Annotated in this window: 21 protein-coding genes; 16 read left to right on the top strand and 5 right to left on the bottom strand. The window is 70.5% G+C overall.

Features of this window, described 5'->3' with window-relative positions:
* Positions 1 to 2 precede the first annotated feature (2 nt).
* Complete coding sequence (gene tkt, locus O7614_RS23645; RefSeq protein ID WP_278140658.1) at positions 3 to 2,228, bottom strand: transketolase; 2,226 nt, start codon at positions 2,226 to 2,228, stop codon at positions 3 to 5.
* A 179-nt stretch (positions 2,229 to 2,407) separates the two neighbouring features.
* On the opposite strand from tkt, the gene O7614_RS23640 reads away from it, so the two are divergent.
* The 3 genes from O7614_RS23640 (at position 2,408) to O7614_RS23630 (ending at position 4,959) form a co-directional block, all read left to right on the top strand.
* Entirely contained in the window at positions 2,408 to 3,361 is a 954-nt protein-coding gene (locus O7614_RS23640) for a heme o synthase (protein ID WP_278140657.1), read from the top strand.
* Positions 3,362 to 3,689: 328 nt separating this feature from the next.
* Positions 3,690 to 4,025, top strand: a complete 336-nt coding sequence (locus O7614_RS23635; protein ID WP_088988554.1) for a hypothetical protein — start codon at positions 3,690 to 3,692, stop codon at positions 4,023 to 4,025.
* 13 nt (positions 4,026 to 4,038) lie between these two features.
* Positions 4,039 to 4,959 carry a hypothetical protein gene (locus O7614_RS23630; RefSeq protein ID WP_278140656.1) on the top strand — a complete coding sequence of 307 codons (921 nt, stop codon included), beginning with the start codon at positions 4,039 to 4,041 and terminating at the stop codon, positions 4,957 to 4,959.
* Between the two features lie 237 nt (positions 4,960 to 5,196).
* Here O7614_RS23630 and O7614_RS23625 read toward each other — a convergent pair whose 3' ends face one another.
* A complete protein-coding gene (locus O7614_RS23625) occupies positions 5,197 to 6,162 on the bottom strand; it encodes a COX15/CtaA family protein (protein WP_278140655.1) in 966 nt (321 codons plus the stop codon).
* Positions 6,163 to 6,338: 176 nt separating this feature from the next.
* Between O7614_RS23625 and O7614_RS23620 the strand changes: the two genes are divergently transcribed.
* The 10 genes from O7614_RS23620 to O7614_RS23575 all read left to right on the top strand — a co-directional run bounded on the left by O7614_RS23620 (position 6,339) and on the right by O7614_RS23575 (position 14,935).
* On the top strand, positions 6,339 to 7,049 hold the full coding sequence (locus O7614_RS23620) for a transcriptional regulator (RefSeq protein WP_278142352.1): 711 nt from the start codon (positions 6,339 to 6,341) through the stop codon (positions 7,047 to 7,049).
* Positions 7,046 to 8,476, top strand: a complete 1,431-nt coding sequence (gene sufB, locus O7614_RS23615) for a Fe-S cluster assembly protein SufB (protein WP_278140654.1) — start codon at positions 7,046 to 7,048, stop codon at positions 8,474 to 8,476. Before O7614_RS23620 ends, sufB begins: the two co-directional genes overlap by 4 nt.
* 97 nt (positions 8,477 to 8,573) lie before the next feature.
* The gene (gene sufD, locus O7614_RS23610; RefSeq protein WP_278140653.1) at positions 8,574 to 9,719 is read left to right on the top strand and encodes a Fe-S cluster assembly protein SufD; all 1,146 of its coding nucleotides are present in this window, start codon (positions 8,574 to 8,576) and stop codon (positions 9,717 to 9,719) included.
* On the top strand, positions 9,719 to 10,045 hold the full coding sequence (locus O7614_RS23605) for a non-heme iron oxygenase ferredoxin subunit (protein WP_278140652.1): 327 nt from the start codon (positions 9,719 to 9,721) through the stop codon (positions 10,043 to 10,045). Before sufD ends, O7614_RS23605 begins: the two co-directional genes overlap by 1 nt.
* On the top strand, positions 10,045 to 10,818 hold the full coding sequence (gene sufC / locus O7614_RS23600) for a Fe-S cluster assembly ATPase SufC (RefSeq protein WP_278140651.1): 774 nt from the start codon (positions 10,045 to 10,047) through the stop codon (positions 10,816 to 10,818). The genes O7614_RS23605 and sufC overlap by 1 nt, the downstream gene beginning before the upstream one ends.
* 20 nt (positions 10,819 to 10,838) lie before the next feature.
* Positions 10,839 to 12,143: a cysteine desulfurase gene (locus O7614_RS23595; RefSeq protein ID WP_278140650.1), complete on the top strand. Its 1,305-nt coding sequence runs from the start codon at positions 10,839 to 10,841 to the stop codon at positions 12,141 to 12,143.
* Between the two features lie 2 nt (positions 12,144 to 12,145).
* Complete coding sequence (gene sufU / locus O7614_RS23590; RefSeq protein WP_278142351.1) at positions 12,146 to 12,619, top strand: Fe-S cluster assembly sulfur transfer protein SufU; 474 nt, start codon at positions 12,146 to 12,148, stop codon at positions 12,617 to 12,619.
* Positions 12,616 to 13,083 carry a metal-sulfur cluster assembly factor gene (locus O7614_RS23585; RefSeq protein ID WP_278140649.1) on the top strand — a complete coding sequence of 156 codons (468 nt, stop codon included), beginning with the start codon at positions 12,616 to 12,618 and terminating at the stop codon, positions 13,081 to 13,083. Before sufU ends, O7614_RS23585 begins: the two co-directional genes overlap by 4 nt.
* Positions 13,084 to 13,603: 520 nt before the next feature.
* The gene (locus O7614_RS23580; RefSeq protein ID WP_278140648.1) at positions 13,604 to 14,236 is read left to right on the top strand and encodes a LysE family transporter; all 633 of its coding nucleotides are present in this window, start codon (positions 13,604 to 13,606) and stop codon (positions 14,234 to 14,236) included.
* Between the two features lie 51 nt (positions 14,237 to 14,287).
* A complete protein-coding gene (locus O7614_RS23575) occupies positions 14,288 to 14,935 on the top strand; it encodes an acVLRF1 family peptidyl-tRNA hydrolase (protein WP_278140647.1) in 648 nt (215 codons plus the stop codon).
* A 107-nt stretch (positions 14,936 to 15,042) separates the two neighbouring features.
* On the opposite strand, the gene O7614_RS23570 is transcribed toward O7614_RS23575, so the two are convergent.
* Together O7614_RS23570 and O7614_RS23565 are read right to left on the bottom strand one after the other, a co-directional pair.
* A complete protein-coding gene (locus tag O7614_RS23570) occupies positions 15,043 to 16,035 on the bottom strand; it encodes a DUF6454 family protein (RefSeq protein ID WP_278140646.1) in 993 nt (330 codons plus the stop codon).
* 138 nt (positions 16,036 to 16,173) lie between these two features.
* Complete coding sequence (locus O7614_RS23565) at positions 16,174 to 17,097, bottom strand: neutral zinc metallopeptidase (protein ID WP_278140645.1); 924 nt, start codon at positions 17,095 to 17,097, stop codon at positions 16,174 to 16,176.
* 262 nt (positions 17,098 to 17,359) lie between these two features.
* Here O7614_RS23565 and O7614_RS23560 point away from each other — a divergent pair, with 262 nt between their 5' ends.
* Positions 17,360 to 18,964 (top strand): ABC-F family ATP-binding cassette domain-containing protein, encoded by a 1,605-nt coding sequence (locus O7614_RS23560; RefSeq protein WP_278140644.1) that lies wholly within the window; start codon positions 17,360 to 17,362, stop codon positions 18,962 to 18,964.
* Positions 18,965 to 19,048: 84 nt separating this feature from the next.
* On the opposite strand, the gene O7614_RS23555 is transcribed toward O7614_RS23560, so the two are convergent.
* Positions 19,049 to 19,177 (bottom strand): hypothetical protein, encoded by a 129-nt coding sequence (locus O7614_RS23555; protein ID WP_278140643.1) that lies wholly within the window; start codon positions 19,175 to 19,177, stop codon positions 19,049 to 19,051.
* A gap of 214 nt (positions 19,178 to 19,391) precedes the next feature.
* On the opposite strand from O7614_RS23555, the gene O7614_RS23550 reads away from it, so the two are divergent.
* Both O7614_RS23550 and O7614_RS23545 read left to right on the top strand, forming a co-directional pair.
* Entirely contained in the window at positions 19,392 to 19,619 is a 228-nt protein-coding gene (locus O7614_RS23550) for a helix-turn-helix domain-containing protein (protein WP_007462679.1), read from the top strand.
* A gap of 46 nt (positions 19,620 to 19,665) precedes the next feature.
* Positions 19,666 to 20,433 (top strand): enoyl-CoA hydratase/isomerase family protein, encoded by a 768-nt coding sequence (locus O7614_RS23545; protein WP_278140642.1) that lies wholly within the window; start codon positions 19,666 to 19,668, stop codon positions 20,431 to 20,433.
* The last annotated feature ends 77 nt before the right edge of the window (positions 20,434 to 20,510 follow it).

The raw sequence follows: 20,510 nt of genomic DNA, 5'->3' as shown, positions 1-20,510 counted from the left end.
CCTCAGTTGCCGGTCGTGAAACCGGTGATGTCGCCCACCCGGGCCAGCGAGGCGTGCGCCGCCGCCACGATCCGGTCCGGGGTGAACCCGAACTGCTCGAAGAGCACGGTGTGCGGGGCGCTCGCCCCGTAGTGCTCCAGGCTGACGCTCTCGCCGAGGTCGCCGACGATGCCGCGCCAGGACATCGCGATGCCCGCCTCCACGCTCACCCGTGCCTTTACCCCGCGGGGCAGCACCGACTCCCGGTACGCCTCATCCTGCTCGTAGAACCACTCCTGGCAGGGCATCGAGACGACCCGGGTCGGCGTGCCGTCGGCCTCCAACCGCTCCCGGGCGGTCAGGGCGAGCTGCACCTCGGAGCCGGTGCCGATGATGATCACCTGAGGCTTGCCGTTGGACGCCTCGGCCAGCACGTAACCGCCCTTGGCCACGCCCTCCACGGCACCGAGGACCTCCCGGTCCAGGGTCGGCAGCGGCTGACGGCTCAACGCCAACGCGGTCGGCCGGTCGGTGTGCTCCAGCGCCTGCCGCCAGGCCCAGGCCGTCTCGTTGGCGTCCGCCGGGCGGACCACGTCCAGGCCCGGGATGGCGCGCAGCGCGGTCAGGTGCTCCACCGGCTGGTGGGTCGGGCCGTCCTCGCCGAGGCCGATCGAGTCGTGCGTCCAGACGTAGGTCACCGGCAGCTTCATCAGCGCGGCCAGCCGGACCGACGGGCGCATGTAGTCGCTGAACACCAGGAACGTGCCGCCGTACGGGCGGGTGCCGCCGTGCAGGGCGATGCCGTTGAGGATCGCGCCCATGGCGTGCTCACGGATGCCGAAGTGCAGCGTGCGGCCGTACTCGTGACCGGGGAAGTCCTTGGTGGCGTGCGCGGCCGGGATGAACGACGGCTCGCCCTTCATGGTGGTGTTGTTGCTCTCGGCCAGGTCGGCCGAGCCGCCCCACAGCTCCGGAAGCACCGGCGCGAGGGCCTCCAGCACCTTGCCGGAGGCGGCCCGGGTGGCCACGCCCTTGGCGTCGGCCGGGAAGACCGGCAGCGCGTCGGTCCAGCCGTCGGGGAGGACCCGGCCCGCGATCCGCTCGTAGAGCGCGGAGCGCTCCGGGTTGGCCTTCTTCCAGGCGTCGAACGAGGTGGTCCACTCCTGCTGCGCGTCGGAGCCGCGGCCCATCACCGTGCGGGCGTGGCTGAGCACCTCCTCGTCGACCTGGAACGTCTGCTCCGGGTCGAAGTCGAGGATCCGCTTGGTGGCCTTCACCTCGTCGGCGCCGAGCGCCGAACCGTGGATCTTGCCGGTGTTCTGCTTGTTGGGGGCGGGCCAGCCGATGATGGTGCGCAGCGCGATGAACGAGGGGCGGCCGGTCTCCGCCTTGGCCGCCACCAGCGCCGCGTACAGCGCCTCCGCGTCCTCGTGGTAGTCGCCCTGGTCGGCGTCGCCGCTGCGCCAGTCGACGGTCTGCACGTGCCAGCCGTACGCCTCGTAGCGGGCCGCCACGTCCTCGCTCTTGGCGATCCGGGTGTCGTCCTCGATGGAGATCTCGTTGTCGTCGTAGATCACCGTGAGGTTGCCCAGCTGCTGGTGCCCGGCGAGGGCGCTGGCCTCGTGGCTGATGCCCTCCTCGATGTCACCGTCGGAGACGATGCACCAGATGTCGTGGTCGAAGACGGACGCGCCGAGCTCGGCCTCGGGGTCGAACAGGCCGCGCTCGCGGCGGGCCGCCATGGCCATGCCGACCGCGTTGCCCAGGCCCTGCCCGAGCGGGCCGGTGGTGGTCTCCACGCCCGGCGTGTGCCCGTGCTCGGGGTGCCCCGGAGTCTGCGAGCCCCACTGCCGCAGCGACTTCAGGTCGTCCAGGCTCAGCGGGTAACCGGAGAGGAACAGCTGGATGTAGAGCGTCAGGCTGGAGTGCCCGGCGGAGAGAACGAACCGGTCACGGCCGGGCCAGTTCGGGTCGGCCGGGTTGTGCCGCATGACGCGGTTGAACAGGAGGTACGCCGCGGGCGCGAGGCTCATCGCGGTGCCCGGGTGGCCGTTGCCGGATTTCTCTACGGCGTCCATGGCCAGCACGCGGACGGTGTCTACGGCCCGGCGATCGAGGTCGGACCAGTTCAGTGCGGAGTGCGCGGGTCGTTTAACAGCCACGATGGTTGTGCTCCTCGGCAGATGGGCGGAACCCTCACCGATGACCTTATCGAGCGTCCCTAAACGTGCGCCCAGGGATCTGTGCATGGTGTGCGCTACGTGACCATCCCGATGCTCGGTTCAACCCGGTGGTGTGACGGCCCGCACCGTTGTCGGGTCGGCCGGGCAGCCAAAACGACGACGCGTAGTGTGTGGGTCGGTATGCGGACCCGCGCGGTCCCGGCCGATCCGATCTCCCCGTGCCCGATGCCGGAAGGTGGCAATCCGTGAGCATGATCACCGAGCGCCCCGCGAGCAACCCGGCCGGGCAACACCCGGCGCGGGCGGCCGAGGGCCCGGTGGCCCGGCGGGACGTACGCGCGGTCCTCTCCGCGTACGTGACGCTGACCAAGCCGCGGATCGTCGAACTGCTGCTGGTCACCACCATCCCGGCGATGATGCTCGCCGAGGGTGGTCTCCCGTCGCTGTGGCTGATGGCCGTCGTGCTGATCGGCGGCTCGCTCGCCGCCGGCGCGGCCAGCGTCCTCAACTGCTACATCGACCGGGACATCGACCAGTTGATGCGGCGTACCAAGCGTCGGCCGCTGCCGGCGCACACGGTGTCGCCGCGTAACGCGCTGATCTTCGGTCTGGTGCTGGCGGCCGTGTCGGTCGCCATGATGGCGGCGTTCACCAACCTGCTGGCCGCCGGGCTGACTCTCGCGGCCATCGCCTACTACGACCTCGTCTACACCCTGTGGCTCAAGCGGTCCACCCCGACGAACACCTTCTGGGGCGGCGCGTGCGGAGCGGCCCCGGTGCTGATCGGGTGGGCGGCGGTGACCGGCTCGCTGGCACCCGCCGCCTGGGGGCTCTTCGCGGTGGTCTTCTTCTGGCAGATGCCGCACTTCTACCCCCTCGCCATGAAGTACAAGGACGACTACGCGCGCGCCGGCATCCCGATGCTGCCGGTGGTCGCCTCGACCCGACGGGTGAACGCCGAGATCCTGATCTTCGCGTGGCTCACCGTGCTCACGTCCCTGGCTGTCTGGCCGCTGGGGCTCAGCGCGATCTACGGGGTGCCGACCCTGGTGGTGGGTGCCATCTTCGTGGTCGAGGCGCACAAGCTCTGCCGGCGCGCGACACGCGGCGAGGCGGTCAAGCCGATGCGGCTGTTCCACTGGTCGACGACGTACCTGACGATCGTGTTCGTGGCCGTCGCGCTCGACGCGCTGATCTGACCCGCGCTGATCTGGCCCGCGCTGGTCTAGCCCGATTGCCGCGTTGCGGCTGGGGCTGTCGGTGATCGACGTCGGTGATCGCCTGATTAATCAGGTCCGTGGATGGGTTGTCCCGGTTTAACGTCACATCAGAGTAACTTTCGGCATGAGTCGGATGGGCTCAACCTGCGGCGGTTGGGTGCTCAATTGTCGACGTGCTTTGGGGGCAAAAGTCGGCATATAAACGGACAGCAAGTCTGTGGTCAGCCTTAAACCTGTAGGTAATTGGCATCACAAAAGGTTCATGGTTCTCGCCCGGGAGGGTGCGACTCTGCTTAGGCTTCGCGTCATGGCAGATGGTTCCGATACGACGCTGACGGCCGAGCAGACCGCCGGCGAGCAGACGCCCCAGGGCCTGGTTGCGGGCCTCAAGGCGTTCGCCGCCGGACACGGCGGCGCGAAGGCGGTCATCGAGTACGTCGGCAAGCGTGGCGCGAGAATCGTCCTGGTCGGCGCGGACGGTGAGTGGGGCGACCAGTTCGCCGACGACACCGTCACCGCCCGGGAGGCGTGCGCCAAGGCGGGAGTTGCCGTCGAGAACGCCTGGGAGCGTGAACTGATGGACCAGATGCGTCCGAGCAACGACCTCTGGCGGTCGATGGCTCGGCGCACGATGGCCCGCTGAACAGACACCTCAATTGACCACCCATCACCAGTCGACCCGGGGGGAACCCCGGGTCGCTCTCGTCACCTGCGCCGACCTGGCCGACCTCGACCCGGACGACCGGCTGGTCCTCGCCCCGCTCACCGCCCGTGGCATCACCGTCGAGACCGCGGTGTGGGACGACCCCGACGTCGACTGGTCGTCCTACGACCTGGTCGTGCTCCGCTCACCATGGGACTACGCGTTGCGCCGCGACGAGTTCGTCGCCTGGGCGGCCACCGTTCCGGTGCTGGTCAACCCGGCCGAGGTGGTTCGCTGGAACACCGACAAGCGCTACCTCGCCGAGCTGAGCGCCGCCGGGGTGCCGACCGTACCGACGTCGTGGGTCGAGCCGGGGGAGGGCTGGCAGCCGCCCGCCGGGACCGGCGAGTACGTCCTCAAGCCCGCCGTCAGCGCCGGCAGCCAGGACACCGGCCGGTACGACCTGGCCGATCCGGAGCACCGGACTCTCGCCGCCGCGCACGTCCGCCGGCTCTCCGAGGCCGGCCGGGTCACCATGGTCCAGCCGTACCTGCCTGCCGTCGACACCGAGGGCGAGACAGCGCTGCTCTTCCTGGCCGGCCCGGACGGGCTCGCGTTCAGCCACGCGATCCGTAAGGGCCCGATGCTGATCGGCCCGGACCTCGGCCCGGACGGGCTCTACAAGGCCGAGGAGATCACCTCGCGTACCGCCCGACCCGAACAGCTCGCGGCGGCCGAGAAGACCCTCGCCGCGATCCCCGGGGGCACGCGGCAGCTCCTCTACGCCCGGGTCGACCTCATCCCCGGCCCAGACGGCGAGCCGGTCCTGGTCGAGCTGGAGCTGACCGAGCCGTCACTCTTCATCGGGTACGCCGACGGGGCCCCCGACCGGCTCGCCGACGCGATCACCACCCATCTGGTCCGTCACGGCTGACCCACCCTGCGGCAGCTCTTCCCGGACGCTGGACTCCGTCCCAAGGACGCTGGACTCCGTCCCAAGATCGCTTCCGGGCGTCCGGTGGCGGTGTTCGGCGTCAAGATCCGCGCAAGAGCGGTGATGGTGCTGTCTCCCGCGTGCCGGAGGCAGCACCATCCCCGATGTTGTGAGGATCTTGGGCGCGGGGCGCGGGGCGCGGGGCGCGGGGCGCGGGGCGCGGGGCGCGGGGCGTTGTCAGGCGGTGACGGGGACCGGGGTGGCGGCGTCGGCCGGGACGGCCTGGGATGCCGGGGTGACCCGACGGCGTTCCCGGGTGGACCACTGCACCGACAGGGCGGCCAGCAGCACCAGGCAGGAGCCGAGCATGTGCGCCCCGACCAGCAGGGCTGGCACGTGGGTGAAGTACTGCACGAAGCCGATCAGGCCCTGGCCCAGCTCCACGGCGACCAGGATGATCGCGGCGCGGGTGGCGCGCTGCGCACCGACGGCGCGGAACGCGAAGATCAGCGCCACTGAGAGGCCGATCAGCAGGAAGACGCCGTCCGCGTGCACCTGCGAGATCGTTTCCGGGTCGAGCCCGTTGCGGGCGGCGCCATGGTCGCCGGCGTGCGGGCCGCTGCCGGTGACCCAGGTGCCGATGACCAGCACGGCCACGGTGACGCCGGTGGTGATCCGGGCCAGCGTGCGCAGCGGCGTGGGCAGCACTGCCACGGTCGGGCCGTCCGGGTCGCCGATCCGCCGCCAGAGGGCGTACGCGGCGGCGATCACCGCCATCGAGGCCAGGAAGTGCAGCCCGACCACCCACGGGTTGAGGTTGGTGAGCACCGTGATGCCACCGATCACGGCCTGGGCGGGGATGCCCAGGAAGACCGCGACGGCCAGCGCGAGGAGCCCGGGTCGGCGGGGTCGGTATGCCAACACGGCCAGCAGGGTGGCCAGCGCGATGAGACCCACCGCGAAGGTCAACATCCGGTTGCCGAACTCGATCACCCCGTACACGCCCATCTCGGGCGTGGTGACGTAGGAATCGTCGGTGCACCGGGGCCAGGTGGGGCAGCCGAGGCCCGAGGCGGTCAACCGGACGGCCCCGCCGGTGACGACGATGCCCACGTTCGCGATGATCGAGGCGAGCGCGAGGCGGCGCAGCAGGGTGCCGGAGACCGGACGGACGATTCGGTTCACGGCGCAAATCCTACGCACCGTAGTGATCGAGGTTCGTCCGACTCCGGCGACGCGGTGGTTCGGATCACCGGAGCCCGGGTTTGCGACCCTCCGCGTAATTACGTAACGTTGGCGTTGTGAAAAACGCGGCGGCGCTCTCCGAGCAGCAGCCGACGGCCGGTCCGGCTGTCGGTGCGTCCGCGTCCGCGCCCGTCGTGAGCACGTCAGGGGCCGTTGCGGCCGAGATCTCCACCCGCGACCGGGTCACCCATTTGCTGCTGGAACGGGGAGCCACCACCGCCGCGCAGCTCGGTGTGGCCCTCGGGCTCAGCCCGGCGGCGATCCGCCGACACCTGGACGCGATGCTCGCCGACGGTGACGTGTACGCCCGCGAGCAGACCGTGCAGGGCAGCCGTGGGCGGGGGCGTCCGGCCAAGGTGTTCCTGTTGACCGAGGCCGCCCGGGTCCGCTGTGGCACACACCACTACGACAACATGGCCACCGCCGCGTTGCGTTGGATCGCCCGCAGCGGCGGTTCGGACGCGGTCGAGGCGTTCGCCACCGAGCAGGTTTCGGCTCTCGAGTCCCGTTGTCGGGCGGCCATGGAGGACGCCGGCGACGACCCTCTCGCCCGAGCGGAGGCACTAGCCGCGGCGCTCACCGCCGAGGGTTACGCTGCCAACGCGACCACGATCGCCTCCGGCGGTCAGCTCTGCCAGCACCACTGCCCGGTGGCGCACGTGGCCGCCGAGTTTCCCCAGCTGTGCGAGGCCGAGACCGCGGTGATCTCCCGTCTGGTCGGCACCCACGTGCAGCGCCTGGCCACCATCGCGCACGGCGACGGGGTGTGCACCACGCACATCCCGACCCAGCCGGGCCGTGCTCAATCCGGTAATCCCGTCACCACTGTGAGGACAGATAAATGACCGAGCAGATCGTCCAGCCCCTGACCCAGGAAGAGCAGCTCGCCGCCCTGGGTCGGTACGAGTACGGCTGGTCCGACCCGGACGCCGCTGGGGCAACTGCCCAGCGCGGCATCAACGAGGCGGTGGTGCGGGACATCTCGGCCAAGAAGAACGAGCCGGAGTGGATGCTCGACCTGCGGCTGAAGGGCCTGCGGCTGTTCGGCCGCAAGCCGATGCCGGCCTGGGGCGCGGACCTCAGCGGGATCGACTTCGACAACATCAAGTACTTCGTGCGGTCCACCGAGAAGCAGGCCACCAGCTGGGAGGACCTGCCCGAGGACATCAAGAACACCTACGACCGGCTGGGCATCCCGGAGGCGGAGAAGCAGCGGCTGGTCGCGGGTGTCGCGGCGCAGTACGAGTCCGAGGTCGTCTACCACAAGATCCGTGAGGACCTTGAGGAGCAGGGCGTCCTCTTCCTGGACACCGACACGGCCCTGCGCGAGCACGAGGACGTCTTCAAGGAGTACTTCGGCACGGTGATCCCGGTCGGCGACAACAAGTTCGCCGCCCTGAACACCTCCGTGTGGTCCGGCGGCTCGTTCATCTACGTGCCGAAGGGTGTGCACGTGGAGATCCCGCTGCAGGCCTACTTCCGGATCAACACGGAGAACATGGGCCAGTTCGAGCGGACGCTGATCATCGTCGACGAGGGTGCGTACGTGCACTACGTCGAGGGCTGCACCGCGCCGCTGTACTCCTCCGACTCGCTGCACAGCGCGGTCGTGGAGATCGTCGTGAAGAAGAACGCGCGCTGCCGGTACACGACCATCCAGAACTGGTCGAACAACGTCTACAACCTGGTCACCAAGCGCGCCGTCTGCCACGAGGGCGCGACCATGGAGTGGGTCGACGGCAACATCGGCTCGAAGGTGACCATGAAGTACCCGGCGGTCTACATGACCGGTGAGCACGCCAAGGGCGAGGTGCTCTCGGTGGCGATGGCCGGCGAGGGCCAGCACCAGGACGCCGGCGCCAAGATGGTGCACGCCGCGCCGCACACCTCCTCGACCATCGTGTCGAAGTCGATCGCCCGGGGCGGCGGCCGCACCTCGTACCGCGGCCTGGTCCAGGTGTTGGAGGGGTCGCACCACAGCCGGAGCACGGTCAAGTGCGACGCGCTGCTGGTCGACACGATCTCCCGCTCGGACACCTACCCGTACGTCGACATCCGCGAGGACGACGTGTCGATGGGGCACGAGGCGACCGTCTCCAAGATCAGCGATGACCAGCTCTTCTACCTGATGAGCCGGGGCCTGAGCGAGGACGAGGCGATGGCCATGATCGTGCGCGGCTTCATCGAGCCGATCGCCAAGGAACTCCCGATGGAGTACGCGCTGGAGCTCAACCGCCTGATCGAGCTTCAGATGGAGGGCGCGGTCGGCTGACGCCGCCTCCGCCCGGCCACGGCCGGACCCGGACCCGGTACGCCGGGTTCGGTCCAGCCCGCTTCGACCCTCCGATTCATGACAGACCAAGGAAGAGATGACTACCCAGGCTTCCGCGCCGCCGCCCAGCACCAAGTCGCAGGCGCTGCGCTCGTACGACGTCGCCGACTTCCCGGCCCTCACCGGCCTGGAGGAGGAGTGGCGTTTCACCCCGCTCAAGCGCCTCCGCGGCCTGACCGCCGAGGCGCCGGCCGTGACCGGCGCGGTCCGGCACGAGTACGGCGACCTGCCCGAGGGCGTGGCCGTCACCCGCGTCGGCCGCGACGACGCGCGGGTCGGGAGCGTGCTGACCCCGGTGGACCGGGTCAGCGCACTGGCCTACGGTGCCGCGGCCGACACCCTGCTGGTGCGGGTGGCCCCCGACGCGGTGCTCGGCGAGCCGGTGCGTCTGCGGGTGGTCGGCACGGGCGCCGAGCAGCCGGCGTTCGGGCACACCTTCGTCGAGGTGGGCCGCTTCGCCGAGACGACAGTGGTGGTGGAACACGTCGGGTCGGCCACCCTGGCCGACAACGTCGAGGTGCTGGTCGCCGACGGCGCGAAGCTGACCCTGGTCACCATCGCCGACTGGGCCGACGACGCGGTCCAGGCCCAGCACCTGAAGATCAAGCTGGGTCGGGACGCCAAGGTCGTCCACATCCAGGTCTCCCTCGGTGGTGACCTGGTCCGGCAGTTCACCAGCGTGGAATACACGGGTCGGGGTGGCGAGGCCGAGCTGTACGGCGTCTACTTCGCCGACTCCGGTCAGCACCTGGAGCACCGGCAGCTGGTCGACCACAACGTGCCGGACTGCCGCAGCTACGTCGGTTACCGGGGTGCCCTGCAGGGCGCGGACGCGCACACCGTCTGGGTGGGCGACGTGCTGATCCAGGCCGAGGCGACCGGCACCGACACGTACGAGATCAACCGGAACCTGCTGCTCACCGACGGCGCCCGCGCGGACTCCGTACCCAATCTGGAGATCGAGACCGGCGAGATCGCCGGCGCCGGCCACGCCAGCGCGACCGGCCGCTTCGACGACGAGCAGTTGTTCTACCTGATGGCCCGGGGGATTCCGGAGGGCGAAGCCCGCCGCCTGGTGGTTCGTGGCTTCTTCGCGGAGCTGATCAACAAGATCCCGGTGGAGTCGCTGCGCGAGCGTCTCGGCGACGCGATCGAGGCCCGGCTGACCAAGGCCGGCGCCTGATGATCCGGATCTGCTCCACCGAGGACGTGCCGAAGGGCACCGCGATCAGCGCGGACGTCGACGGCACTCCGATCGCCCTGGTGCACGGCGAGGACGGCAACTTCTACGCGGCGTACGACGAGTGCTCGCACGCCGCGGTCGCCCTCTCCGAGGGCGAGGTCGACGGTTGCACGCTGGAGTGCTGGCTGCACGGCTCGCGCTTCGACCTGCGCACCGGCGAGCCGACCGGGCTGCCCGCCACCGAACCCGTCCCCGTCTACCCCGTCGACGTCCGCGACGGCGACATCTACCTCAGCCTGACGCCGAGTAATGGAGTGACCCGATAATGAGCACCCTGGAGATCCGCGACCTGAAGGTGTCGGTCAAGCTGCCCGAGGGTGAGCTCAAGCCGATCCTGGCCGGCGTCGACCTGACCGTCCGCTCCGGTGAGACCCACGCGATCATGGGGCCGAACGGCTCCGGCAAGTCCACCCTGGCGTACTCGATCGCCGGTCACCCCAAGTACGAGATCACCGGTGGCACGGTGACCCTCGACGGCGAGGACGTGCTCGCCATGACGGTCGACGAGCGTGCGCGCGCCGGCCTCTTCCTGGCCATGCAGTACCCGGTCGAGGTGCCCGGCGTCTCGGTGGCGAACTTCCTGCGTACCGCGAAGACCGCCATCGACGGCGAGGCGCCGAAGCTGCGCACCTGGGGCGGCGAACTGCGCGGCGCGATGGAGCGCCTGCAGATGGACCCGGCGTTCGCCCAGCGCAACGTCAACGAGGGCTTCTCCGGTGGTGAGAAGAAGCGGCACGAGATCGTCCAGTTGGAGCTGCTCAAGCCGAAGATCGCGATCCTCGACGAGACCGACTCGGGCCTCGACGTGGACGCGCTGCGCGTGGTCAGCGAGGGCGTCAACCGGGTGCGCGACACCGGCGACACCGGCGTGCTGCTGATCACCCACTACACGCGGATCCTGCGCTACATCAAGCCGGACTTCGTGCACGTCTTCGTGGCCGGCCGGATCGTCGAGCAGGGTGGCCCGGAGCTGGCCGACAAGCTCGAGGCCGAGGGCTACGAGCGGTACGCCGCCGGGGCCGGCACGGCCAAGGCCTGAGCGGGAGAGGCGCTGCCGAGATGACCAGCATCGCGATCCCTGAGGGGATGCCGCAGTACGACGACGTGCCGCGTTTCGACGTGGCTCGCGTGCGCGCCGACTTCCCGATCCTCGATCGGGAGATCAACGGGCATCCACTGGTCTACCTCGACAGCGCCAACACCTCGCACAAACCCCGCCAGGTGCTCGACGTGCTCGACGAGCACTACGCGCGGCACAACGCGAACGTCTCGCGGTCGGTGCACACCCTGGGCACCGAGGCCACCGAGGCGTTCGAGGGGGCACGGGCGAAGGTCGCCGCGTTCATCAACGCGCCGAGCACCGACGAGGTGGTGTTCACCAAGAACTCCACCGAGGCGATCAACATCGTGGCGTACGCCTTCTCGAACGCCTCGCTGCGCCCGGACGGCGACCCCCGGTTCCGGCTCGGCCCCGGCGACGAGGTGGTGATCTCCGAGATGGAGCACCACTCGAACATCGTCCCGTGGCAGCTGCTCTGCGAACGGACCGGCGCTACCCTGCGCTGGTTCCCGGTCACCGACCAGGGCCGGCTGGACGAGTCGGGCCTGGAGGACCTGGTCACCGAGCGGACGAAGATCGTCTCGTTGGTGCACGTGTCGAACATCCTGGGCACTGTCAACGCGACCTCCCGCATCACCGCCCGGGTCCGCGAGGTGGGTGCGTTGCTGATGCTGGACTGCTCGCAGTCGGCCCCGCACCTGCCCATCGACGTGGTCGACCTGGACGCCGACTACATCGTGTTCACCGGCCACAAGATGTGCGGCCCGACCGGCATCGGCGTGCTCTGGGGCCGGGCCGAGCTGCTCGCGGCCATGCCACCCGTCTTCGGTGGCGGCTCGATGATCGAGACGGTCACCATGGGTCGCTCGACGTTCGCGGCCCCGCCGGCCCGGTTCGAGGCCGGCACCCCGCCGATCGCCGAGGCGGTCGCGCTGGGCGCGGCGGTGGACTACCTGACCGCCGTCGGGATGCGGGCCATCCAGTGGCACGAGAAGGAGCTGACGGCGTACGCGCTGGACGCCTTCGGCACGGTGCCGGACCTACGGATCTTCGGCCCGACCGTGCCGGTGGGCCGGGGCGGCACCATCTCGTTCGCGCTCGGTGACGTACACCCGCACGACGTGGGTCAGGTGCTCGACTCGCTCGGCGTGCAGGTGCGGGTGGGTCACCACTGTGCCAAGCCGGTGTGCAGCCGGTTCGGTGTCCCGGCCATGACCCGGGCCTCGTTCTACCTCTACACCACCACCGAGGAGATCGACGCACTGGTGGGCGGTCTGGAGCAGGTACGGAAGGTGTTCGACTGATGGTGCAGCTCGACCAGCTATACCAGGAGATCATCCTGGATCACTACAAGCACCCGCACGGGCGCGGTCTGCGCGACGCCGAAGACTCGGGCGACCGGGTCGCGGAGGCGCACCACGTCAACCCGACCTGTGGTGACGAGGTCACCGTCCGGGTGGCCACCGACGGCACGGTCCTGCACGACATCTCGTACGACGGGATGGGCTGCTCGATCAGCCAGGCGTCGGCGAGCGTGCTGCACGAGTTGCTGCGCGGTCGGGGCACCGGGGAAGCATTCGAGGTGCACGAGGCGTTCGTGGAGTTGATGTCCGGTCGTGGCCAGGTCACGCCGGACGAGGACGTACTCGGTGACGGGGTTGCTTTCGCGGGTGTCGCCCGCTACCCCGCCCGGGTCAAGTGTGCGCTGCTGCCGTGGATGGCGTTCAAGGACGCCGCGGCACGCGCCGGCGTGGGCGTGAGCCCGGAGGTGAAGGCATGAGCAGCGAGAACACCGCTACCGCAGCGACGCCGGAGGCTGGTGACGCCGTGGCGGCGCAGACCGACGCGGTGACCAGCGACGCCGCGGCGACGCCGACCACCGGCGCTGCCGCCGCTCCGGCGGACGGCGTCGGCGTCAGCAAGGCCATGATCGCCGACATCGAGGAGGCGATGAAGGACGTCGTCGACCCCGAGCTGGGCATCAACGTGGTCGACCTGGGTCTGGTGTACGGCGTGCACGTCGACGACGAGAACGTCGCCACCCTGGACATGACGCTCACGTCGGCGGCCTGCCCGCTGACCGACGTGATCGAGGACCAGGCCCGGCAGGCGCTGACCACCGGCCCCGGTGGCGGCCTGGTCAACGACATCCGGATCAACTGGGTCTGGCTCCCGCCGTGGGGTCCGGACAAGATCACTGACGAGGGTCGGGACCAGCTCCGTTCCCTCGGCTTCAACGTCTGAGCCGACCCCGGCCGGCTTCACCCGTCGAGCGCGATGCCCCACCGGGGCGTCGCGCTCGACGCGTTCGCACCTGTCAGCAGCCGTGCGCCCCATCCCATTTCAGCTGTTGCGTCCCACGCCGCAGCCCTTGCTTCGCTTCAACGAAGGCAACACCCGCCAAAGGTCGCGCAACATCGTGGATGTAGTGGTGTCGGTGCGTCGAGGATGCCACTACTTCCTGGATCGAGCGCGATCTTGACAGGCGCGGGGCGCGGGGCGCGGGCGCGGAGCGCAGGGCGCGGGCGCAGGACCGAGGGCGCAGGGCCGAGGGCGCGGGGCGCGGGGCGCACGGGGATAGCGCGGGCATTTTGAGGTGAGACGGCGCGGGGCGCGCGGAAAAGCGGTGGCGAGGGCGCGGCTTCGGCGCGCAGGATGCGCTGGTGATTGAGGCGTACCCGATGCAGGCTTCGGTCCGTGCGGCCACCGCCGTGCGTCGACAGCGCACCGCGCCGGACGCCGCCTCGATGCGCCGCCCGGCGTCGTGAGCGCGGCGTTCCTCGCCGGCCTGGTGGCCGGCTACGGCGTCGCCGTGCCCGTCGGCGCGATCGCGATCCTCATCCTGGGGCTCAGTGCCCGTACCTCGTTTCGGGTCGGCGCGGCCGCCGCGCTCGCGGTGGCGACGGCCGACGGGCTCTACGCGGCGGTCGCCGCCTTCGGCGGCGCGGGTCTGGCCGGGATCATCGCGCCGGCCGCCGGTCCGCTGCGAGTGGTGGCCGCCGTGGTCCTGCTGGGGCTGGCCGCGCACGGCCTCTGGCGGACCTGGGCCGCCCACCGCTCGCGCCGGGCCCCGGCGGCACGCACCGGGCAGGGGCTGAGCACTCCGGGACGGGCCTACGCGGCGCTGCTCGGGCTGACCCTGCTGAACCCGGCGACGGTGCTCTACTTCGCCGCGCTGGTGCTCGGCCGCCGGGCGACCGTCGACGCGGGCGCGGCCACCGCCGCGCTCTTCGTGGCGGGCGTCTTCCTGGCGTCGGCGACTTGGCAGCTGCTCATCGCCGGCGGCGGGACGATGGTCGGCCGGGCGCTGACCGGACCGCGTGGCCGGCTGGTCACCGGCCTGGCCTCCAGCGCGCTCATCGCCGCGCTGGCGGTGGCCGCGCTGCTGCCGGACTGACCGTCGCCGCCCGACGACCCGGGCGGGTGCGCCGTGCCGTACGGTCGGACGGTGACCAGTCGACCCGCAGCCGGCGGCGGTCGGTGGGTCGAGGTCGACCCGGCCCGCGTCGGCCGCTGGGTCGAGGGCTTCGCCGACCGGCACGGCCCGCCCACCACCAGCGCACGGGAATACGGGCTGCTGCTCTCCGCCCCGGACGGGGCCACCGCCGAGCTGTACGCCCCACCGGGTGCGCCGGCCGGCACGGATATGGCCGGGTTCGTGGCCTCCGCCGTCACGCCCCGCCGGATCGGCCTGCTGCTGGCCCGCAAGGGCGCGGTCGCGCTGGGAGTGGCCGAGGGCGCCGACCTCGTTGTCTCCAAGGTGGACACCCGGTACGTGCAGGGGCGCACCGCTGCCGGGGGATGGTCGCAGCACCGGTTCGCCCGCCGGCGCGACAACCAGGCGAAGGCCGCGCTGGGTGACGCGGCGGACCTGGCCGTACGCCTGCTGTTGCCGGAGGCGGCGACGCTCGCCGCGCTGGTCTGCGGCGGGGACCGGCGGGCGGTGGACACTGTTTTGGCGGATCGGCGGTTGGCCCCGCTCGTGCCGCTTCGGGCCGAGCGCCTGCTCGACGTGCCGGAGCCCCGGCACGCTGTGCTACTCGCGGCGGTTGGCGCGGCTCGTGCGGTCCGGATCCTGGTGCGCGACCCCGACTGAACTCGGCGGTGCCCGACGTGCGAGGGGCGACGACCGCCACCCGTGGTGACCACGCCGTCGGCCATCCACTCCCGATCACGGCAGTGGATGGCCGAGAGCGGGACGGTCTACCGGGCGACAGTGGCCTGGTAGGTCAGGATCTCGGTGCCGTTGCCCTCCTCGCCGTTGTCCGGCGCGGCCCACATGGTGAGCCGGTTGCCGTCGGCGGCGAGCTTCACCGGGTTGCGGGTGGCCACGTGTCCGGCAGTGGACCACTGCTGGAAGGGCACCTCACGGAGTACGTCGTGGCTGTGCAGGTCGATCAGGGCCAGCCCGCCGAGCTCGTAGGTGGCCTGGCTGCCGCCGGCGGCAGGGGTCTGCGGCAGGTTGGTGACACCACCGCAGATCATCTTGCCGTTCGGCACGTACTGGCAGTCCTGGTAGTCGACGAAGAAGTTCTCGTTGTCCCAGGTCCGCAGTTGCCTGCCCTGGAGGTTCCACTCCGCGAAGCGTCGCGATCCCCAGGTGTTGCCGACGAGGCGGCCGGTGGTCTTGTCGAGGACCACGCCGCCGAAGTGGTCGGTGACCTCGAACTGCTTGTGCACCCGCAGGCTGGAGGCGTCGACGCGGTAGACGATCGTGCTGCTGTTGGGGCGGTACTGCGCGACCGGCACCCAGATGTTCGTCCCGTCGAAGTCGATGCCGCCCGGGTGGTACATGTCGCCCTCGCCGAGGACGATGTCCCGTTGCAGGTTGCCGTGGCGGTCCATGACGAAAAGGTGGCCCACGCCCTTGCCGGGGCTGCGGTCGTACCCGTTCTGCGGGGTGGGGTACTTGACGGTCGGTTCGATGATCTCGACCGAGGAGAGGAAGATCCGGTCGCCGGCGAAGGCGATGCCCTCGGTGTGGAACGTGGGGAAGTTCAGCTTCAGCCTGCCGGTCTGCTGCCAGGAGGTGTTGCGGTCCACGGCGCCGAATGCGGTGGCGAGCGCGGTGTCGCGGGGGTGGCCCACACCGGAGTGCCCGGTGGCCGGGCCGGTGGCCTGGGCGGTGGCGGCGCCACCGAGGACGGCGGTCAGGGCCATGCCGACGGCCAGGGTCCACCTGGTGGTCGTCTTCATCGTTACCTCTTCACAGCGGGTTGCAGGGACCCGGTGAACGTAGGTAGCCGTCGTGAACGCTCTCTGATGCTGCGGTGTCATGGCCCGAAACGATCGTGGCAGGCCCGCCGAGGGGCCCGCCACGATCTCGCCACGAGGTCAGAGCTGGTCGGTGCCGAACGTGTCGCAGGTCTTCGGGTCGCCCTGGTCGTAGCCCTGGGTGAACCAGCGCTTGCGCTGTTCGGACGTGCCGTGGGTGAACTGGTCCGGGTTGACCTGCCCACCGGAGCGTTCCTGGATGCTGTCGTCGCCGATCGCCTCGGCGGCCTGCACGGCCTCGCTGATGTCGGTCTGGGTGATGGACGTGAACAGCGGTTCCTGGCCGGTCTTGTCCTTGCTCTCGGTGGCGTGCTTGGCCCAGGCACCGGCGTAGCAGTCGGCCTGCAACTCCAACCGCACCGAGGCGGAGCGGGGGCCGCTCTGGTCGCCCTGGCCGGCCTTGGCGTTCGTGCCGAGCAGGTTCTGGATGTGGTGTCCGTACTCGTGGGCGAGCACGTAGGGCTGGGCGAACTCGCCCTTGGCGCCGAACCGGGCGGCCAACTCGTCGTAGAAGCTCAGGTCGATGTACACCTGCTTGTCGGCGGGGCAGTAGAACGGGCCGACGCCCGAGTCGGCCTGCCCGCAGCCGGTGTTCACGGCCGCCTGGAAGAAGTTGGTGTCGGTCGGCTCGTACTTTCCGTCGCCCAGCTCCGGGTACGCCTTCTGCCAGTAGGCCTGGATGCTGTTGACGTAGAGCAGGTTGCGGCAGCGCGCGTCGTCGAGTCGGTCGGGGTTGGCGGTGGAGCACGCCTGGTCCAGGTCGCCGCTCCCGGCCTGGCCGCCCTCGTCGCCGTTGGTCATGGCGTTGAGGCCGAACCCACCGCCGAGCAGGGCGATGAGGACGGCCACCACGATGCCGATGATGCCGCCGCGGCCGCCACCACCCGGGATGGGGATGCCCATGCCGCCGCCCCCACCACCGGATCCACGCCCCAGGTCGTTGGCCTGGGAGGTGTCGAGCTCGGCCCGCTCGTTGAGTTCCATGCTGACCCCGATCGCCGTATGCCGTGAATGTCGTCTGTGTGTCGTTTCGTTGCGAGAGTGCCGGACGCGGCCCGGACAGGCGTTCCGGTACCCGACGATCTTGATCGGTAATCCGAGCGGGTCGCCGGTGAGCGCCCGGTACACTTGTCGGGTGCTGCGCTGCGAAGGCTGAACCGCCCCGCGCCGTCGGGCCTCTTGAGCCCGCCGGCCGTTTCGCGTGCCCCGAGACAGCCTTCCAAACCCCGAGAGCGAGCCCGCAAACATGATCACTGCCACCGGCCTGGAACTGCGTGCCGGTTCCCGGATCCTGCTGTCCGACACCACGCTGCGGGTGCAGCCCGGGGACCGGATCGGCCTGGTCGGTCGCAACGGCGCCGGCAAGACCACCACGCTGAAGGTGCTCGCCGGCGAGGGGCAGCCGTACGGCGGCCAGATCGACCAGCGCAGCGTCATCGGCTACCTCCCGCAGGACCCGCGCACCGGCGACCTGGAGGTGACCGGCCGCGACCGGGTGCTGTCGGCGCGCGGCCTGGACGTCCTCATGTCGCAGATGCAGGAGATCGAGGCACGCCTCGCCGAGGACGCCGACGAGAAGTTGGTCCGTCGCTACGGCGCGCTGGAGGACCAGTTCGCCGCCCTGGGCGGGTACGCCGCCGAGGCCGAGGCCGCCCGGATCTGCGCCAACCTCGGCCTGCCGGACCGGGCGCTCGCGCAGACGATCGGCACCCTCTCCGGTGGTCAGCGGCGGCGCATCGAGCTGGCCCGGATCCTGTTCCGGGACGCCGGTGAGAACGGCGGCGGCATCCTGCTGCTCGACGAGCCGACCAACCACCTCGACGCCGACTCGATCACCTGGTTGCGCGGCTTCCTCGCCAACCACAAGGGCGGCCTGATCGTGATCTCCCACGACGGCGCGCTGCTGGAGTCGGTGGTCAACAAGGTCTGGTTCCTCGACGCCACCCGGTCGGTCATCGACGTCTACAACCTGGGCTGGAAGGCGTACCTGGAGGCGCGCGAGACCGACGAGCGACGCCGCCGGCGGGAGCGGGCCAACGCGGAGAAGAAGGCCGGCGCGCTGATGGCGCAGGCCGACAAGATGCGGGCCAAGGCCACCAAGACGGTGGCCGCGCAGAACATGGCCCGCCGCGCCGAGAAGCTGATCTCCGGCCTGGAGGAGGTGCGGGTCGCCGACCGGGTGGCCAAGGTGCGTTTCCCCAGCCCCGCGCCGTGCGGCAAGACCCCGCTCACGGCCACCGGCCTCTCCAAGTCGTACGGATCGCTGGAGATCTTCACCGACGTCAACGTGGCGGTGGACCGGGGCTCCCGGGTGGCCATCCTCGGGCTCAACGGCGCCGGCAAGACGACCCTGCTGCGGATGCTCGGCGGGCTGCTCAGCCCGGACACCGGCGAGGTGCACGCGGGGCACGGCCTGCGGCTGGGCTACTACGCCCAGGAGCACGAGACGCTGGACGTGGAGCGGACGGTGCTGGAGAACATGCGCGCCGCCGCCGTCGAGCAGTCCGACACCGACCTGCGCAAGATCCTCGGCGCGTTCCTCTTCTCCGGCGACGACGTGAACAAGCCGGCCGGGGTGCTCTCCGGTGGCGAGAAGACCCGGCTGGCCCTGTCCACTCTGGTCTGCTCCGGCGCCAACGTGCTGTTGCTCGACGAGCCGACGAACAACCTCGACCCGGTCAGCCGGGAGCAGGTGCTCGACGCCATCGCCAACTATCCCGGCGCGATCGTCCTGGTCACCCACGACCCGGGTGCGGTGCTGGCGCTCAAGCCGGACCGGGCCATCCTGCTGCCCGACGGCGACGAGGATGCCTGGAGCGACGACCTGCTCGAACTGGTCGAGCTGGCCTGATCGCTGGAACCGGGCCCCAGCCGTGCGCCGAGGCCCGGAGGACGGGTGCGTAGACGGCCACGTTGTCGACGCCGTTCGCGATCGTCATCCCCGCGACACCGAGCGTCCCGTCCGCGGGTCGGGCACCACCAGCAGCCCGGCCGCGACGATCGCGCTCGCCAGCGCGTTCGCGTCGGTTCCGGCTCCGGCCGCCGTGCTGAGCAGGTCGATCACGACGGCAGGTTACGGCTCGTCGGCAGCAGCCATCGCCTTCGGAGGTACGCCCGGAGGCCAGGCGGGGCCGATTGCCAGGATCACTCTATCGGGAAGCTGACATTGCATAGCGTGTCGGTTGGCGAAGAGTTGATATCTGGCGCATGATCGTTCGAGGCGGTCTAATAGGTGGGACCGTATCCGAACCGCACAGTCTGGGACGTGAGGACACAGCATGGCAGCCACTGGCACAGCCACCAGCACTGAGAAGGGTCGCCGGATCGTCGGAGCCGAGCGTCAGACGCTCGCCAAGGACCTGGTAAAGCGGTACACCTCGGGGGAAAGTATCCGCGCGTTGGCGGCCTCGACCGGCCGTTCCTACGGGTTCATCCACCGAGTGCTCACCGAGTCCGGGGTGCAGCTGCGTCAGCGCGGTGGAGCCCGGCGCCGCAAGAAGGCGTGACCCGCCCCTCAGCGTCGTTCACCAGCGCCGCGCCCCGGGCCGCCCGGTGACCGCCGAGGCGACCGGGGTTCGGCTGACCTGCGACGGGCCGGTTGCCACGGTGACGTTGTGCCGGCCCGACGTGCTCAATGCCCAGACGCCCGCCATGTGGCGGGCGATGAGCGACTTCTCCCGCGACCTGCCCGGCGACGTGCGGGTGGTGGTGGTCCGCGGTGAGGGTCGCGCGTTCTCCGCCGGCCTCGACCTCGCGGCGGCCGGTGCCTCCGGCCCGGGTTCGTTCGCGGAGCTGGCCACGCTGCCCGAGCAGGAGTGTGCCGAGCGCATCGCGGAGTTCCAGGCCGGCTTCACCTGGCTGCACCGGCCGGATGTCATCTCCGTCGCGGCCGTGCAGGGTCACGCGATCGGTGCGGGCTTCCAGCTCGCCCTCGCCTGTGACCTGCGAGTGCTGTCCGCGGACGCGAAGCTGTCGATGGCCGAGGTGGCGCTCGGCCTGGTGCCCGACCTGGCCGGCACCAAGCGCCTCGTCGAGCTGGTCGGGTATTCGCGGGCGTTGGAGATCTGTGCGACCGGCCGCCGGTTGGACGCCGCCGAGGCGGACCGGATCGGGCTGGCCACCCTCGTCGTGCCGCCAGCCGAGCTGGACGGCGCGGTGCGGGACCTGACCGCTGGCCTGCTCTCCGGGGCCCGGGACGCGGTGGTGGAGATCAAGGCGTTGCTCGCCGGTGCCGCCGGGCGGTCGCACGCCGACCAGCAGCGCGCCGAGCGGGAGGCGCAGACCCGTCGGCTTCGTGACCTCGCCGGCAAGGGAGAATAGGTAAGGACCGCACGGGAAGATCCGGGTTACTGCCGAGGTTGTCACACTCGTCGGGAGAATTGACCTGACGACGCGGT

Origin of the sequence: Micromonospora sp. WMMD961 (genome assembly GCF_029626145.1) — a bacterium.
Taxonomy (GTDB): Bacteria; Actinomycetota; Actinomycetes; order Mycobacteriales; family Micromonosporaceae; genus Micromonospora.
This window is presented reverse-complemented; position numbering and strand designations above follow the sequence as displayed.